The following is a 16,771-nucleotide window of genomic DNA, read 5'->3' as shown; positions in this document are numbered from 1 at the left end:
ACGGCGTCACGGCGTCACGGCGTCACGTTGTCACGTCGTCACGGATGGAGCTTCTCCCCCTCGGCGAGCATGGCGACGAACTTCTCGATACGGGCCGCCCTGGTCTGCGGACGCTTGGCGTCCTGCACGCGGTAGAGGATCGCGTACCGGTTGCGGCTGTCGAGGGTGCCGAAGAAGTCGCGGGCCGCCGGGACCGCGTCCAGCGCGGCTCGCAGGTCGTCGGGGACGGTCGCGGTGCTCTGGCTCGCGTACGCCGCTTCCCAGCGGCCGTCGGCCCGGGCACGCTCCACCTCGCGCAGTCCGGGCTCCCGCATCCGGCCGACCTCGATGAGCGCGGTGGCCTTCTGCCGGTTGATCCTGGACCATTTACTGCGCGGCTGCCGGGGAGTGAACCGCTGGAGCCAGTGGGTGTCGTCCAGCTTCTTCTTGTGCCCGTCGATCCAGCCGTAGCACAGTGCCGACTCCAGGGCGGCGGCGTAGTCGGGGCCGGGCAGTCCGGAGTCCTTCCTCGGGATCCGCAGCCAGACCCCGGGCAGTTCGTCGTGGTACTCCTCCAGCCACTTCTCCCAGTCGCCCTGCGTCCCGACGGCGAGGACCGGATCCCCCGTGTGCGCTTCGTCAGCCATGGCACACAGGGAACCCGGTCCGCGTCCGCGGGGTCAACGACACGGACCCCGCCGGTGTGGCGGTCTACTGCGCCGGAGCGGTGGTCGGGGCCTGGGGCCGGTCCGACGAGCCCTGCTCGGCTGTGTGTTCCGTGTGTTCCGTGTCCAGGGTGCGGGGGGCGCGGATGCCGGCCATGCCGATCACGGTCACGGCCGCGGCCACCGCGGCGGCGACCCCGCACACGGTGTAGGCGAGGCCGAAGCCGCTGCCCAGCGCGTCGAGGGCGATGCCCTGTGCGGCCGCTCCGGGGGCGTCCGGCGGCAGGCTGTTGACGGCGATCGGTCCGGCGGCCCGGCCGATCTCCGTGGCGGCGCCCAGCTGGTCGGGCGGCAGGTCCGCGCCGGCCAGCTTCGAGGCGAAGGTCTCGCCCGCGTGGCTGAGGGCGACCGCGCCGACGACCACCGGGCCCAGGGCGAAGCCGAGGTCGCGCAGCATGTTGGTGGTGGCGCTCGCCATGCCGGCCAGCCGGCCCGGCACGCTGTTCAGCGCGACGGCCGTGATCGAGCTGACGGCCAGCGCGAAGCCGATGCCGATGAGCAGGGTGGGCACGACGAACGGGGTCAGGCTCCGGTCGGTGACGTCCAGCCGGGCGCACAGGAACGACCCGACGGCCATCAGGCTGAAGCCGGAGGTCAGCAGCCAGTTCGGGGAGACCCGGTGGAGCAGCCGGGAGACGACCGGGATCAGGACGAACGCCGGTCCCTGGAGCAGCAGGAAGGGGAGGGCGACACGCAGCGGGTCCTGGTGCTGCACGGGGCCGAGCCACATGCTCGTCGCGAAGCACGCGCCGAGGAAGGCGATCATGCCGATGACCGCCACGACCGACCCCACCGCGAAGGCGCGGTCCTTGAACAGGGAGAGGTTGAGGATCGGGGACTCGGCGCGGCGCTCGATCAGCAGGAAGGCGATCAGGAAGCCCGCGCCGACGGCGAACGCGCCCACGATGTCCGGTGCGCCCCAGCCCTTCTCGGGTCCCTCCACGGCCGCGTACAGCACCAGGATGAGACCGATCGCGAAGGTGATCTGGCCCGGGACGTCGAGCCGGCGTCCCTCGGCGGCCTTCGACTCGGTGGCCAGGGCCAGCGAGAGCACCATGCTGACGAAGGCCAGCGCGACGAGGACCAGGAACGAGCCCCGCCACGACCCGACCTTGGCGAACGCCCCGCCGATCAGGGGGGAGAGCGCCGCACCGGCCGACAGGAAACCGCTCCACAGCGCGATGGCGCGGGCCCGCTCCAGGGCGCTGCGGGCGACGTCCGCGATCATGGTGAGCGATCCGGGGAACATGGCGCCGGCGCCGAGACCGTTCAGCGCGGCGCCGACCCACAGCCAGTGCACGGTGGGCGAGACGGCCGAGACGATGCTTCCGGCGACGACGAGCGCCGCACCCGAGGCGATGAGCTTGCGGCGTCCGAACAGGTCGCCGAGGACACCGAAGGTGAACTCGAAGACGACCACGGCGATCATGAAGGACGCCGTGATCCAGGTCAGCTGGGACCCGTGCGTGCCGAGGTCCTGCTGGAAGAGTCCGTTGAGCGAGGCCGGCAGGGCGTTGGCCAACTGGGCCACGAACACCGCGGCGCTCGCGGCAGCGAGCGTGCCCGCGTAGCCCGGCCTCCGGGCGGCCCCCGCGGAAGGGCCGGGGGACGTCGTCGTCCCGTTGTCGAGCGTCACTGCAGTCTCCCTGACTGGGGATGGTGGGACGGCCCGGCCCCTTGTGGCCGGTTCCGGTGGGTGTGACGGGGTGGGCGCGACCCGTCGGACCACGTGGTGACGTGGTGTGGAGTGGGGGGAGGGACGCAGACCGGGCTTCCGGGAGGTGGCGAAGGAAGCGCGGTGACGGCGAGAATGGCACTAGCTTTACGTCACGTCAAGGAAATGTACGAGGAGTATGAGAAGCGATCATGGAGTAAGGCGGGCGCCGTCGAGCGGGAGACCGGCGATAGGATGAGCGCCATGACCGCCCCCACGGCCGAACCGTCCCCCAAGCCGTCCGGCGCCAGGAAGCGGGGGCGCTGAGATGGCCGGGCTGCGCGAGGCGCAGAAGCAGATGACCCGCAAGCTCCTGCTGGACTCGGCACTGGAGCTGTTCCGCACCAAGGGCTACGCCGCCACCACCGTGGACGACATCGCGGCCGCGGCGGGCACCACCCGGGTGACGTTCTACGCGTACTTCCCGTCCCGCAGCGATCTGATGCGGGCGCTCATCGGAGAGTTGAACGAGAAGCTCGAGCGCATCGACTCACCCGTCCACGGCTCGACCGCCCGGCGCCTGGTCGAAGTCGTCCACGACGGCAGCCGCGAGGCGATCACCGAGTGGCTGTACGGCATCTCCGGCCGCTGGGAGTCGATCCGCCCCTACACGGTGGCCGCCTTCGAGGCGGCGGCGGTCGATCCGGAACTGCGCGGCCTGGTGAACGCGTGGCTGGAGGAGGCCGTCAGCGACATCGAGGAGGGCCTCGACCATGCGGACCGCTTCCCTCCCGAGAGCCGCCACCTGCGCGGTGTGCTCGCGATGGCCCAGCTCGACCACGTGGCCCGCACCTGGACCCCCGGCCGCTGGGGCGCCGACCGCGCGTCCGTGGTCGACGTCCTGGCCGAAAGCTGGACCGGCCTGCTGAGCACCGGCGCCCCGGACGTGCCGGAAGCGCGGCGCGACTGACCGCGGGGCGGACGCCCATCGTGTTCGGGGGGTCTCAAGCCGTCCCGGCCAGGTCCGTGCTCAGGGCCCGGGCCGCCGCCTGCAGGGTGCTGACCAGGAACTGCAGGTTGAGGGGGTCGTAGCGGGTGCCCGGCATGGAGATCGACAGGCCCGCCTGAACCGTGCCCTCGACGTCACGGACCGGGACCCCGACGGCCACCAGGCCCCGCTCGGAGCGGTTCCGGTTCACGGCGAAGCCCCCGCGGGCGATGTCCTTCAGCTCCGCGGACAAGGAGTCGAGATCCGGGCGCTCCTGGGGCCGGTCGCGGTAGTGCTCGCTCGCGTACACCTCCGCCAGCTCCTCCTCGCTCAGTTCCGCGAGCAGCAGCAGGCCGCCCGTCGTCCGGTGGGCCGGGAAGACCATCCCCTCCCGGGACCCGACCCGCAGCGCCCGGTCGCACTCCACGCTGGCGATGAACCGGGCCGTGTCCCCCGTGCGGATGGTGAGGTTCGTGGTCTCGTTCAGCCGGTCCACCACCCGGTGCAGGTGGGGCAGGGCCGCCGTCCGCAGCCGGGACACCAGGGAACGCGAGTGCGTCGCCAGCTCCAGCACCGGACCCGCGCGGTAGACCCGGTTCTCGTCCCGGATTGCGAAGTCCCGGTAGACCAGCATGGCCAGCAGCCGGTGCGCGGTCGACCGGGCCACCCCGAGCCGCTCGGCGACCTGCGTGACGGTCAGCGAGCCCTCCAGCTGGAGCATCGTCGCGGCCCGCAGCGCGTGGTCGACGCTGGCGATGGCGTACGGCGGCGGCGTCTTGAGCGGCTTGTCCACGGTGAACCTCCCGGTGCGGCCCGTTCCGAATGTCGTCGGTGTTCTGCTCTCCAGAATTTACATGTCCGTTCCGTGGACATGAAGCACAGTGGGAGCTGTGACCACCTCCTTCAGCACTCCCACTGCCACGGGCTCCCCCGTCCGCCTGAGCGCTGTCAGCGCCGCGGACCAGCCCGACGTCACCCCGGCGCTCGAGGAGCTGTACCGGGGCTTCGAAAGCGAACTGCTCGTCCCGCTGTGGACCGAGATCGGCGACCTCATGCCGGCTCACCCGCGCTCCCGCGCCGTACCGCACCTGTGGCGCTGGGAGAAGCTGCGGGAACTGGCCGCCCAGGCCGGTGAGATCGTCCCGGTCGGCCGGGGCGGCGAGCGGCGCGCCATCGCACTGGCCAACCCCGCCCTCGGCGGCCGCCCCTTCGCCACGCCCACCCTGTGGGCGGCCATCCAGTACCTGATGCCCGGCGAGGACGCCCCCGAGCACCGTCACACCCAGCACGCCTTCCGCTTCGTTGTCGAGGGCGAGGGCGTGTGGACGGTCGTCGGCCGTGACCCGGTGGCCATGCGGCGCGGCGACTTCCTCCCGCAGGCCGGGTGGAACATGCACGCCCACCACAACGCCACCACCGAGCCGATGGCCTGGATCGACGGTCTGGACATCCCGTTCCAGTACACCAGCGAGTCCCAGTTCTTCGAGTTCGGCCGCGACGAGATCAGCGACGCCGAGCGGATCACCCCGGACCGGTCCCGCTCCGAGCGCCTGTGGGGCCACCCGGGCCTGCGCCCGGTCGCCGCCGGCTCGGCCGCCCCCGGCACGCCCCTGCTGGCGTACCGCTGGGAGCACACCGACCGGGCGCTCACCGACCAGCTCGCCCTGGAGAAGGAAGGGTTCGACGGCACGGTCGAGCCCGGCCACGCCGCCGTCCGGTTCACCGACCCGTCGACCGGCGCCGATGTGCTGCCCACCATCCGCGCCGAGGTGCACCGTGTGGCCCGCGGCGCCGAGACCGCCCCGGTGCGCGAGACCGGCTCGTCCGTCTACCAGGTCTTCGACGGCTCCGGCACCGTCACCGTCGGCGACGTGTCCTGGTCCGTGACGCGCGGCGACCTGTTCGTCGTCCCGTCCTGGCAGCCGCTCTCCGTACGCTCCGAGGCCGGCGCCACCGACTCCGACTCGGGCGCCCTGGACCTGTTCCGGTTCAGCGACTCCCCGATCTTCGAAGCCCTCCGGCTCGACCGCACCCACGTGGAAGGAACCACCCGCTCATGAAGCTCGCCACCCTCCGTACCGACGGCACCACCAAGGCCGTCCGGCTCGACGGTGACGTCCTGGTCGACCTCGGGTTCCCCGACGTGGGCACCCTGCTCGCGCAGGACGACTGGGCCGAGCGCGCCGCCGCCCCCGCCGACGGCGCGACGACCTACCCCGCCGAGGGCGCCGATTTCGCCCCCGTGGTCCCGCAGCCCTCCAAGGTCGTGTGCGTCGGCCTCAACTACCGCAACCACATCCAGGAGATGGGCCGGGACCTGCCCGAACACCCCACCCTGTTCGCGAAGTTCGCCGACTCTCTGATCGGCGCGGGCGACGACATCGTCCGCCCGGAGGAGACCGACCAGTTCGACTGGGAGGTCGAGCTCGCCGTCGTCGTCGGCAAGCAGGTCCGCCGCGCCAAGGGCGAGCAGGCCGAGCAGGCCATCGCCGGCTTCACGGTGCTGAACGACATCACCACGCGCGACTGGCAGTTCCGCACCCGCGAGTGGCTCCAGGGCAAGACCTGGGACTCCACCACCCCCGTCGGCCCGTACCTGGTGACCCCCGACGAGCTGCCCGGCGGCGTCCGCCCCGCGCTCGACGTCAAGCTCACCGTGGACGGCGAGGTCATGCAGTCCGACAACACCGGTGACCTGCTCTTCGACCCGGTCGCCCTGGTCGAGTACGTCTCCACGATCATCCGCCTCAACCCCGGCGACATCATCGCCACCGGCACCCCCGGCGGCGTCGGCCACGCCCGCAAGCCCGCCCGCTACCTGCTCGGCGGCGAGACCGTGGTCACCGAGGTCCAGGGCATCGGCCGGCTGGAGAACAAGGTCGTCGAGGAGAAGCAGGCCTGATGCCCCGCACGTTCGACGACGCCCGCCGCTGGGCGGAGCTCGGCACGAACCTGGTGCTCGAGGCCACCGCCGGCTTCGACGACGAGGCCTACGACGCGCCCAGCGGCCTGCCCGGCTGGCGGCGCAGGCAGCTCGTCGCCCACGTCGCCGCCAACGCGGACGCCCTCGGCAACCTCGTGCACTGGGCCGCCACCGGCGAAGAGACCCCGATGTACGCGTCCCCCGAGGAACGGGCCGCCGGCATCGAGCGCGGCGTCGGGATGCCCGCCGCCGAACTCACCGGCTGGCTCCGCCGGTCCGCCGCCGAACTCGCCGCGTCGACGGCGAAGCTCAGCGACGGCCAGTGGCAGAACCAGGTCGTGACGGCACAGGGCCGTACGGTGCCCGCCACCGAACTGCCCTGGATGCGCTCCCGCGAGGTGTGCGTCCACGCCGTCGACCTGGACACCGGCATCACCTTCGCCGACCTGCCGGCCGACTTCCTCGCCGCGCTCTGCGACGACGTCATCGCCAAGCGCGCCAAGGCCCCCGGCCCGGCGCTGCGCCTGACGGAGACCGACACCGGAGAGGTCCGGGAACTCCCCGGCGACGGCGAGCCGACCGTGCTCACCGGCCCGCTCGCCGAGATCACGGCCTACCTCACCGGGCGCAGGCACGCCCTCACCGCCCCTGACGGCGGCCCGGCACCCACCTTGGGTCCCTGGCTCTGACCGACGGCGCCGGACCCCGGCGCGGCCAGGCAGAGCAGGGTCCCCTGCTCAGACAGGAAAAACGATGACCCCTGCAACCCCTCCCACCGAAGGCCGACCCGACGTCATCATCGTCGGCGGTGGCATCGGTGGCCTCAGCACCGCCTTCGCCCTCGCCCGGGAGGGGCTGCGCATCCGCGTTCTCGAACGGGCCAAGGAGTTCGGCGAGGTCGGCGCCGGCCTCCAGATCGCGCCCAACTGCACCCGCATCCTCGACGAGTACGGCCTGCTCGACGAGGCCAAGGAACTCGGCGTGGTCCCCGAGGGCATGGTCATGCGCGACGCGCTCGACTCCAGCGAGCTGGTCCGCCTCGACCTGGGCGAGCTCGAGCGCCGCTACGGCTTCCCGTACATGGTCATCCACCGCAGCGACCTGCACGCGATCTTCCTGCGTGCCTGCCGGCGGGCCGGCGTGGACCTGGTCACCGACCAGACGGTCGTCGACTACGAGAACCTCGAGAACACGGCCGGCGGCGCCCGCATCACCCTGGCCGACGGCCACACCGAGGAGGCGCCGCTCGTCATCGCCGCCGACGGACTGCGCTCCGTGGCCCGGCAGAAGCTGGTCGGCGACGACGTGGTCAGCTCCGACTACGTGGCCTACCGGGCGGCCGTCCCGATCGAGCAGGTCCGGGACAACGGCATCGCCGAGAAGGACGTCACCGTCTACATCGGCCCCCGCTGCCACTTCGTCCAGTACGCGCTGCGCGGCGGCGAGATGTTCAACCAGGTCGCCGTGTTCCAGTCGCCCAAGGCCCTCGCCGGGCAGGAGGACTGGGGCACCCCCGACGAGCTCGACGCGGCCTTCGAGGGGACCTGCGAGACCGTGGGCAAGGGCATCCCGCTGATGTGGCGGGACCGCTGGTGGCAGATGAAGGACCGCGACCCGATCGACACCTGGGTGCACGACCGCATCGTCCTGCTCGGCGACGCCGCCCACCCGCCGCTGCAGTACATGGCCCAGGGCGCGATCATGGCGATCGAGGACGGCTGGGTCCTCGCCCGGCACGTCGCCCGGCTGCGCGCAGAGGGCGCCGATCCGTCGGCCGTCGACTGGGACGCCGCACTGGCCGCGTACGAGGCGGTCCGCGTCGAGCACTGCCGCCGGGTGCTGACGACCGCCCGCGCCTGGGGCGAGCTGTGGCACCTCGACGGCACGCCGCGGCTGCAGCGCAACGCGATCATGCGTGAGGTCGACCCCGCCGAGTGGGCCTTCACCGACTGGGTGTACGGACCCACCGCCCTGTTCCCGGACGAGGAACCCGCCATGTTCACCCCCATCCCGCTGGCGTCGGCCCGGATCGAGGAGAGCGCCCCGGTGGTGACCGACGCCGCGGCCTAGGCCACGGAAGCCGGCGCGACCGCGCTCGCGGGTGGCACGGCCCGCTGACGACGGGAACCGAACACGAGAGCGCCGGCCGGTCCGCGACATGCGGACCGGCCGGCGCTCTGTCGTGCGCACACCCGGCGGCGTGCGGTCAGCCCCCGGCCGGGAGCATCAGCCGGGCCAGCAGGTCGTCCAGGGTGACCAGACCGGTGAGCCGGCCCGCGTCGTCGCGGACGACCGCCAGCGTGCCCCGGCGCCGGCGCAGTACGTCGATCGCGTCGGCGACCGTCGTGGTGTCCGTCAGCTCGGGCACCGGGCGGGCCAGCTCACGGGCACTGGTGGCGCGACCGCGGGCCCGGGCGACCAGGGCGTCGCGCGCGTGGACCGCGCCGAGGACGGTGCCGCCCTCACGGACGAGCAGCCGGGTGCGGTCGTGCGCGGTGGCCACCCGCAGCACCTCGTCGAGGCCCGCGCCACCCTCGACGGACGTGATCTCCTCGGCCGGGATCCGCAGGGCGGCGACCGGGGTGTCGGGCTCGGTCAGCGAGCGGGTGAGCAGCTGCGAGTCCGTCTTGCTGATCAGGCCGAGCCGCTCCGACTCCACCACCAGATGGGTGAGCTGCTCCCGGTCGTGGACCGAGGCCAGCTCGTCGCGCGGGCTCACCCGGCACAGCCGTACCAGGGCGTTGCTCACCACGTTCAGCACGTGGATCAGCGGCCGGACGGCCTTTACCACCGCACGGAACGACGGGGCGAGCAGCATCGCGGAACGCTCCGGATGGGCGATCGCCCACGACTTGGGGGCCATCTCGCCGACCACCATGTGCAGGAACACCACCACGGTCATCGCGACGGCGAACGCCACACCGTAGCTGACCGCGCTGGGCAGCCCCAGGGCGTGCAGCAGCGGGTCCAGCTGGTGCGAGATCGCGGGCTTGGACACCGAGCCCAGACCCAGCGTGCACACCGTGATGCCCAGCTGGGCACCGGCCAGCATGAGCGACAGCTCGCGCATTCCGGCCAGCGCGGCCCCGGCGCCGCGCCGTCCCTCGGCCGCCGCCTTCTCCATCCGGTGCCGCCTGGCGGCGACCAGTGCGAACTCGGCCGCCACGAAGAACCCGCTGCCGATCAGCAGCAGCACGGTCACGAAGAGAGCCATCGGGAAACTCATGCGGGCTCCTCCGTCGTGTGCTCTTCCCGGGCCAGGGGCGTGATCCGCACCCGCTCGGCGACATGCCGGTCCAAGGTGCGCACGTCGATCACCGCGCGGCCGCCCCCGGGCAGCTCGACGGTGACCCGGTCACCCACGATGGGGAAACGGCCCAGGCGGTCCACGATCAGCCCGGCCACCGTTTCGTAGTCGTCCTCCTCGGGCAGCCGGACACCGGTCGCCTCGGCCACCTCGTCCAGCCGGCGGCCCGCGTCCACGAGCCAGCCCTCGCCGTCGGCCACCGCGAGCTCGGTGACCTTGTCGGACTCGTCGGCGATGTCACCGACCAGTTCCTCGGCGATGTCCTCGTAGGTGACGATGCCCGCCACCCCGCCGTGCTCGTCGAGGACGACCGCGAACTCGTCGTCCTGCTCGCGCATCCGCGCGACCGCGTCCGGCAGCGGAAGCGTGTCCGGCAGCAGCAGGGGCCGCCTGGCCATCGCCCCGGCCGTGGCGCCCGCGAGCCGCCCGGCGGGCACCGCCATCAGCTCGCGCACGCCCAGCACCCCCGCGACGTCGTCGGGGTGGTCGCCGAGCACGGGGTAGTTGGAGTGGCCGTGCGCGGCGATCAGGGCGACCGCCTCGTCGGCGTTCGCCTCACCGCGCACGAAGACGGCGTCCGCGCGCGGCACCATCACCGCGTGCAGGGTGCGCTCGGAGAACTCCAGCGCGTGGTCCAGCAGGGTGGCGGTGTCCCCGGGCAGTGTCCCGTGCTCGTGGGACTCGCCGATCAGATGACCGAGCTCCTCCAGCGTGGCGCCGTGGTGCAGCTCCTCGACCGGCTCGATGCCGATGCGGCGCAGCAGCCGGGAGGCCGCGTTGTCGAAGATCCGCACCACCGGTCCGACGACCTTCAGATACGCCAGGGTCGAGCCGGCCAGCGCCTTCGCCAGCCGCTCGGGCACGGCGATGGCGAGGTTCTTCGGGGCCAGCTCGCCGAGCACCATCTGCACGATCGTGGCCAGCACGAAGGCGAGCACGACGGCGATGCCGCTCACGGCCGAGTCCGGCAGCCCGAGGCCGGACAGCGCCGGCCTGAGCAGCGCGGACACCGACGGCTCGGCGATGAAGCCGACGACCAGACCGGTGACGGTGATGCCGAGCTGGGCGCCCGACAGCATGAAGGACAGCCGCTCCAGCACCTTCAGCGCGCGGGCGGCCCCGCGGTCCCCGGCCTCGGCCTCGCGGCTGAGCGCGAGCCGGTCCACGGAGACGTAGGCGAACTCCTGGGCGACGAAGTAGCCGGTGCCGGCGGTCAGCACGAACACGGCGAACAGGCCCCACAGGGCCTCCACGGCACTCATCCAGCACCACCCCGCCGGGTGCCGATCTCAACCATCACGTGACGGGGCGGTCCGGGACTGTGTCCCGGGGGGTCCGTCGATCTGCCGGACACGTACGTGGCTCCTCGTATTCCTGCGGGTCGGGTCTGTCGGCGGTCCAACGATCCTGACGGGAGCCATGTTCCCGCGACGGGCCGGACCGCACGCCTCGGGGTGCGGTCCGGCCCGCGGCTCACAGGTCGAACTCGTGGGGCGAAGGCCACACCTCGGGCGCCCCGAGGTGGCGGAGTGTGTCGCATTGGGCCGAACGGGTGACCATGCGTAAGAATTGGCCGATGCAGACCATCAGCGCGACCCGGGACGGAGCATGCCGGTGAACAGCCACGACGTCACCGACGAACAGTGGGAGGGACTGGCCCAGGTCGTTCCGCTGCGGGGCCGGGACGCCTGGCCGTCCTCCGTGGGCCACCGCTCCATGCCGGAGGCCGAGACCGAGACACGCCGCCGCCTCGTCGTCCTTCGGGTGAACGTGTTCGCGGACGCCCGCGACGTCGCGGAGACCCTGATGGCCGGGATCCCCGTCCTGCTCGACCTGACCAGTGCGGAGGGCGATGTCGCCAAGCGGGTACTGGACTTCAGCACGGGCGTCGTCTTCGGCCTGGCGAGCGGAATGCACCGCGTCGACCGCAACGTGTTCCTGCTGACCCCGGCCGGCACCGAGGTGACCGGACTGATGGAGGGCATGGGGATCCCCGGGAACGGGCAGGGCTCCCGGCAGGGGTGAACTGCCGGGAGTCGACCGGGGTGTCGTCCGATCGGGGGAAGACCGGACAAGCGGAACGGTTCGCCCCGTACCGGAACCCTTACCTTCCGCACATGACCCCGCCGCTCCCGTCGCCGTCCTCCGTCCCTTCACCCAGGCCCGCGCCGTTTCCCTCCCCGCCGACCTCCCCGGCTTCCCTGCCTGCCGCGTCCACCGCGCCCTCCGGCACGGACGCCGCCCAAGGGCACCCCGACCGGCCGCGCGTCACCGAGCTGCTGCTGTCCGCGTTCGCCGGGCACCGCAACACCGGGCTCCGGCTCGGCCCGTTCACCCTGCTCGCCGGGGCCAGCGGCAGCGGCAAGACCAGCGCGCTGCGGGCCTACGAGGCGCTCGCCCGGCTCAGCGGCGGGGCCGAGCTGGGGGAGGTGTTCCCCGAGCCGGACGCGTGCGTGCCGGAGCGGGCCCGCGCCGACGCGCAGCGCCGCCGGGGCTTCCGGATCGGCTGCACCGCCGACGGCCCCGAGGGCCCGGTCCGGCTGGAGGTCGCCGTGCAGGCCGAACCGGAGCTGCGGATCGTGGGGGAGCGGCTGACGGCGGACGGGGTGGTCCTGCTGGAGACCGCGCTGCGCGACCCCGGCCGGCGCACCGTGCAGGCCGCATGGCACACGGCCGGGTCGACACCGGTCACCCGGGGCCCGCTGCCCGACGACCGGCTCGGCACCGCGCTGCTCCCGCTGCGCGTCGCGGGCAAGACGCCCGGACAGCGCAGGGTGCTGGCCGCCGCCGAACAGATGGTGGTCGCCCTGCGCTCCGTCTTCGCCTGCGACCCCCGCCCCGACCGCATGCGCGAGCCGGTGTCGCTCGGCAGCGGGCGGCTGCTCGGCGGCTGCGGCAACCTCGCCGACGTGCTGTGGCGCACCCAGGCCGAGTGCGCGATCCGCTACGGGCTCCTGGTGTCCGCCGTGCGCACGGGATGCGCCGGCCCGGTCGCCGGGCTGCGCGCCGAACCGTACGGCGCGGGACTGGTCCGCGCCCTGCTCGACCGGGGCGACGGCATCCGCACCGACCTCGGCCGGCTGGGGGACGGAGAGCTGCGGTACGTCGCCCTCGCGCTGGTGCTGCTCACCGGGCCCGGTGTGCTGGAGGTCGACGCGCCCGGCGAGGTGCCCGCCGCGCTGCAGACGCTCACCGTGCTCGCCGACGGGTTCGACCGGGGACTGGACCCGCTCCAGCGCGCGGAACTGCTGCGGCTGGCGGCGCGGATGTGCGAGCGCGGGCACATCCGGCTGGTCGGCGCGGTGAGCGACGCGTCCTGGGCCGTGGGGGTGGACGGAGTGACGGTGGTACACCTGAACCGTGACTGACCCGACCGACCCGACCGACCCGACCGACCCGGACCACCCCACCGGCTCGCGCGCCCCGCTCGACGTGGCCGGACTCCAGCGCAGGCTCGCCGAGTTCGCCGCCGCGCGGAACTGGCAGCCGTACCACACGCCGAAGAACCTCGTCACGGCGCTCAGCGTGGAGGCGTCCGAACTGGTCGAGATCTTCCAGTGGTTGACGCCCGAGGAGTCGGCCCGGGTGATGGACGACCCGGACACCGCGCACCGCGTCACCGACGAGGTGGCCGACGTGCTCGCGTACCTCCTCCAACTGTGCGAGGTGCTCGGCGTCGACCCGCTGACCGCGCTGGATGCCAAGATCGACCGCAACGAACGCCGCTTCCCGGCCTGAACCGCCCCCGCGCGGAAACGAACTCCCCGTCGTCACGCTCCGTGTTCAACATGTCGACCGTTTTTGAATTGTTGTCCCCAGATTTCCACCTTCTCCGTGGCTTTCTGACTGAACAAGGCTCACTCTGGGTAATTGACAGGGAAGTTGGGTGGACGCGTGGGCAGCGCGTCGGACAGACAGGGGCAGCGCACATGGACGCTGTGCGACTGATAGCGGAGAGCAGACGGGCCCTGACCGCTGCCGGCGATGTGCCGGAGCTCTCGGCGGAGGTGTGGCAGGCCCAGGCCCTCGCCCAGGCGATAGGGAGCCGCCTCGCGGTCGCCGGCCCGCCCGAACTGCGGGGCGAGGCGCTGGGGCTGACCGAACTGGCGGGCCGTGGCTGCGGTGTCCTGGACACCTCGCCCCTCGCTCCCGCCGACCTGCGCGCGGCCCGGCTCACCGACCTGGGCGACGCCCGGCAGACCCTGACACACCTCGGCGGACTGCTCGGAGAGGTCGGTATCGCACTGGTCGGCCTCGCCTGCTCCGCGGACGACGAGTCCGCGTACTGGCAGTGCGTGGAGGCCATCGACGCGGCGGACGAGTCCCGCGACCGCGTCCTGGAGATGCTCCGCAAACTGGCGGACCGCGACCGCGCCCTGTCGGAGCGCGAAGCGGAACGCGCCTGAAGATCGTCCCGTGTATCGCGGGCGTATCGAAAATCGCATACGCCACCGCAACCGCCCCCCGCCTCCAATGGGGGCATGAACCACGACGCATCCCCGTCGGCACCGCCCCGCCGCACACGCAGGATCATGCTCCTCGGCCTGGCGGTCCTCGCCCTGGCGAGCGCCCTGCTCACCGTGCGGCGGCCGCTCATGATGTCCGCCCCGATGTGCATGGCCGGGCGGTGGCACGGCTGCCTCGACACGTTCAACGGCGTGGTGCTCATCACGCTGGTCACGCTGCCGTTGGCCGCGCTGGTGGTGTGGGCGCTGGCGCGCCGTCGGCGGGCCGCCGGCGTCACATCGGCGTGGCGGATGTCGCTGGCCGAGGTGGGCATGGTCCACGGGACGGTGCCGTTCCTCTGGATGACCATGATGCCGGGCGCCGGGGCCGGCATCGTCCCCGGCCGGGTCAGCCTGGTACCGCTGCGGGACCTGCTCACGATGGGGACGCTCGGAATCGTCGGCAACCTGCTGGTCTTCGCATCGCTGGGGTTCTTCGCCCCGATGCGGTACGCGGCGCTGGCGTCCGTGCCGCGGATCCTGGCGCTCGGGGCGGTCTGCTCGGTCCTGGTCGAAACCGCACAGTACGTCCTGCGGCTGGACCGGGTGTCCTCCGTGGACGACGTCCTGGTCAACGCCACCGGCGCCGCGCTGGCCACACTGGCGTCGCGCCGCTGGTGGCGCACCACGACCGAAGCACCGTCGGACCGGCCCCACTCCGAGCCCACGCCCGTACCGGCAGGCTGAGTCGCGTCTCCGATGTGCACACGTCCTCGCATACATCGCCGATATGCCGTGCTGCCTAGGCTTCGGACATGCGCGTACTGATCGTGGAGGACGAGCCCTACCTGGCCGAAGCCGTCCGTGACGGTCTCCGGCTGGAAGCGATCGCCGCCGACATCGCCGGCGACGGCGACTCCGCCCTGGAACTGCTCGGCGTCCACTCCTACGACCTCGCGGTCCTCGACCGCGACATCCCGGGCCCCTCCGGCGACGAGGTCGCCCGGCACATCGTCGCCTCCGGCAGCGGCATCCCGATCCTCATGCTCACCGCCGCCGACCGGATCGACGACAAGGCGTCCGGGTTCGAACTCGGCGCCGACGACTACCTCACCAAGCCGTTCGAGCTGCGCGAACTCGTCCTGCGACTGCGGGCGCTCGACCGCAGGCGCGCGTACGCCCGGCCCCCGGTCCGCGAGATCGCGGGCCTGCACCTCGACCCCTTCCGCCGGGAGGTCTTCCGCGACGGACGCCACGTCGCGCTCACCCGCAAACAGTTCGCCGTGCTCGAAGTCCTCGTCGCCGCCGAAGGCGGGGTCCTCAGCGCCGAAGAGCTGCTGGAACGGGCCTGGGACGAGAACGCCGACCCCTTCACCAACGCCGTCCGCATCACCGTCTCCGCACTGCGCAAACGGCTCGGCGAACCATGGATCATCGCCACGGTGCCGGGCGTCGGCTACCGCATCGACACCGGCCCCGACACCACCCGCCCCGGCGGTACGCGTGCATAGACGCCCAGGGCTCAGCGCCCGACTGAAACTCACCCTCAGCTACGCCGGATTCCTCGCCGTCGCCGGCGCCCTCCTGCTGGTCGTGGTGTGGGTGTTCCTGCTGCGCTACGTGCCAGACAACCCCAAGGGCCTCCTCGGGATCTCACCCAACCGCTACCTCCTCGTGCGCACCTTCACCCCCGCCGCGGCCGTGGCGATGGCCTTCCTGCTCGTGTTCGGCCTCGTCGGGGGATGGATCCTCGCCGGCCGGATGCTCACACCGCTCACCCGGATCACGGACGCGGCACGGACGGCCGGGAACGGATCACTGTCCCACCGGATCCGCATGGAAGGCCGCCAGGACGAATTCCGCGAACTCGCCGACACGTTCGACACCATGCTCGAACAACTCGAGTCGCACGTCGCCGAGCAGCGGAGGTTCGCCGCGAACGCCTCCCACGAACTGCGCACCCCGCTGGCCGTCTCACAGGCACTGCTCGACGTCGCCCGCAGGGACCCCACGCGGGACCGGGGCGAACTCCTCCAACGCCTGCAGACCGTCAACACGCGCGCGATCGGCCTCACCGAGGCCCTCCTGCTGCTCAGCCGCAGCGACCGCGGGAACTTCACCCGCGAGAGCGTCGACCTCTCCCTCCTCGCCGAAGAGGCCGCCGAAACCCTGCTCCCCCTCGCCGAACAACGCGGGATCACGCTCGACGTCACTGGTGGGGCGACACGGACCGGCGGCTCCGCGGAACTCCTGCTGCGGATGGTGACGAACCTCCTCCAGAACGCCGTCGTCCACAACCTCCCCGCCGACGGCACCGTGACGGTCCACACCGAGACGCAGGGCGACACGAGCGTGCTGCGGGTCGAGAACACGGGGCACCCGCTCCCACCGGAACTGGTGCCGACCCTCACCGAACCCTTCCAGCGCGGAACGGAACGCGTACGCACCGACGAGCACGCCGGCGTCGGCCTCGGCCTCGCCCTCGTGCACAGCATCGTCCACGCCCACGACGGAACCCTCGACCTCGTCCCCCGCCCCGTCGGCGGCCTCCTCGTCACGGTCCGGCTGCCCGGCATGCTGTAGGCATCGTCCCCGATGGGACCGGCCCGACCGTACCGGGTCCCACCAGGCAGGATGGAGACATGGATCTCCGTATTTTCACCGAGACCCAGCAGCCCGACTTCATCAGTAGGTAGGCACACGTGGTCGGCGGATTCGCGGGCTGGCCTGCGAGAATGGCATGAGGAGCC

At 72.3% G+C, this 16,771-nt stretch carries 17 protein-coding genes; 12 read left to right on the top strand and 5 right to left on the bottom strand.

Annotated features, from left to right (window positions below):
• Window positions 1-38 precede the first annotated feature (38 nt).
• Both JL475_RS25350 and JL475_RS25345 read right to left on the bottom strand, forming a co-directional pair.
• Entirely contained in the window at window positions 39-626 is a 588-nt protein-coding gene (locus JL475_RS25350) for a YdeI family protein (protein ID WP_202280241.1), read from the bottom strand.
• A 64-nt stretch (window positions 627-690) separates the two neighbouring features.
• Entirely contained in the window at window positions 691-2,340 is a 1,650-nt protein-coding gene (locus tag JL475_RS25345; protein WP_202280240.1) for an MFS transporter, read from the bottom strand.
• Window positions 2,341-2,686: 346 nt separating this feature from the next.
• On the opposite strand from JL475_RS25345, the gene JL475_RS25340 reads away from it, so the two are divergent.
• Window positions 2,687-3,328, top strand: a complete 642-nt coding sequence (locus JL475_RS25340; RefSeq protein WP_202280239.1) for a TetR/AcrR family transcriptional regulator — start codon at window positions 2,687-2,689, stop codon at window positions 3,326-3,328.
• Between the two features lie 34 nt (window positions 3,329-3,362).
• Here JL475_RS25340 and JL475_RS25335 read toward each other — a convergent pair whose 3' ends face one another.
• On the bottom strand, window positions 3,363-4,139 hold the full coding sequence (locus JL475_RS25335) for an IclR family transcriptional regulator (RefSeq protein ID WP_202280238.1): 777 nt from the start codon (window positions 4,137-4,139) through the stop codon (window positions 3,363-3,365).
• 97 nt (window positions 4,140-4,236) lie between these two features.
• Between JL475_RS25335 and JL475_RS25330 the strand changes: the two genes are divergently transcribed.
• From JL475_RS25330 to JL475_RS25315, 4 genes are all read left to right on the top strand, one after another.
• Entirely contained in the window at window positions 4,237-5,406 is a 1,170-nt protein-coding gene (locus tag JL475_RS25330; protein WP_202280237.1) for a cupin domain-containing protein, read from the top strand.
• On the top strand, window positions 5,403-6,248 hold the full coding sequence (locus JL475_RS25325; protein ID WP_202280236.1) for a fumarylacetoacetate hydrolase family protein: 846 nt from the start codon (window positions 5,403-5,405) through the stop codon (window positions 6,246-6,248). The genes JL475_RS25330 and JL475_RS25325 overlap by 4 nt, the downstream gene beginning before the upstream one ends.
• Window positions 6,248-6,958, top strand: a complete 711-nt coding sequence (locus JL475_RS25320) for a maleylpyruvate isomerase family mycothiol-dependent enzyme (protein WP_202280235.1) — start codon at window positions 6,248-6,250, stop codon at window positions 6,956-6,958. The genes JL475_RS25325 and JL475_RS25320 overlap by 1 nt, the downstream gene beginning before the upstream one ends.
• A gap of 64 nt (window positions 6,959-7,022) precedes the next feature.
• A complete protein-coding gene (locus tag JL475_RS25315; RefSeq protein WP_202280234.1) occupies window positions 7,023-8,339 on the top strand; it encodes an FAD-dependent oxidoreductase in 1,317 nt (438 codons plus the stop codon).
• A gap of 136 nt (window positions 8,340-8,475) precedes the next feature.
• Here the strand turns inward: JL475_RS25315 and JL475_RS25310 are convergent, their stop codons facing one another.
• Window positions 8,476-9,495, bottom strand: coding sequence for a hemolysin family protein (locus JL475_RS25310; protein WP_202280233.1), 1,020 nt, complete (start codon window positions 9,493-9,495; stop codon window positions 8,476-8,478).
• On the bottom strand, window positions 9,492-10,838 hold the full coding sequence (locus JL475_RS25305; RefSeq protein WP_202280232.1) for a hemolysin family protein: 1,347 nt from the start codon (window positions 10,836-10,838) through the stop codon (window positions 9,492-9,494). Before JL475_RS25305 ends, JL475_RS25310 begins: the two co-directional genes overlap by 4 nt.
• 346 nt (window positions 10,839-11,184) lie before the next feature.
• Between JL475_RS25305 and JL475_RS25300 the strand changes: the two genes are divergently transcribed.
• The 7 genes from JL475_RS25300 (at window position 11,185) to JL475_RS25270 (ending at window position 16,604) form a co-directional block, all read left to right on the top strand.
• Window positions 11,185-11,601, top strand: coding sequence for a cell division protein SepF (locus JL475_RS25300; protein ID WP_202280231.1), 417 nt, complete (start codon window positions 11,185-11,187; stop codon window positions 11,599-11,601).
• Between the two features lie 92 nt (window positions 11,602-11,693).
• On the top strand, window positions 11,694-12,944 hold the full coding sequence (locus JL475_RS25295) for an ATP-binding protein (RefSeq protein WP_202280230.1): 1,251 nt from the start codon (window positions 11,694-11,696) through the stop codon (window positions 12,942-12,944).
• 64 nt (window positions 12,945-13,008) lie between these two features.
• Complete coding sequence (locus JL475_RS25290; protein ID WP_202280277.1) at window positions 13,009-13,314, top strand: nucleotide pyrophosphohydrolase; 306 nt, start codon at window positions 13,009-13,011, stop codon at window positions 13,312-13,314.
• A gap of 191 nt (window positions 13,315-13,505) precedes the next feature.
• The gene (locus JL475_RS25285; protein WP_202280229.1) at window positions 13,506-13,982 is read left to right on the top strand and encodes a DUF6099 family protein; all 477 of its coding nucleotides are present in this window, start codon (window positions 13,506-13,508) and stop codon (window positions 13,980-13,982) included.
• 75 nt (window positions 13,983-14,057) lie between these two features.
• The gene (locus JL475_RS25280) at window positions 14,058-14,768 is read left to right on the top strand and encodes a VanZ family protein (RefSeq protein WP_202280228.1); all 711 of its coding nucleotides are present in this window, start codon (window positions 14,058-14,060) and stop codon (window positions 14,766-14,768) included.
• A 68-nt stretch (window positions 14,769-14,836) separates the two neighbouring features.
• Window positions 14,837-15,532 (top strand): response regulator transcription factor, encoded by a 696-nt coding sequence (locus JL475_RS25275; protein WP_202280227.1) that lies wholly within the window; start codon window positions 14,837-14,839, stop codon window positions 15,530-15,532.
• Window positions 15,525-16,604, top strand: coding sequence for a HAMP domain-containing sensor histidine kinase (locus JL475_RS25270; protein WP_202280226.1), 1,080 nt, complete (start codon window positions 15,525-15,527; stop codon window positions 16,602-16,604). The genes JL475_RS25275 and JL475_RS25270 overlap by 8 nt, the downstream gene beginning before the upstream one ends.
• Window positions 16,605-16,771: the final 167 nt, after the last annotated feature.

The sequence above is a fragment of the Streptomyces sp. M2CJ-2 genome (genome assembly GCF_016757295.1).
In the GTDB taxonomy this organism is placed as follows: domain Bacteria; phylum Actinomycetota; class Actinomycetes; order Streptomycetales; family Streptomycetaceae; genus Streptomyces.
This window is presented reverse-complemented; position numbering and strand designations above follow the sequence as displayed.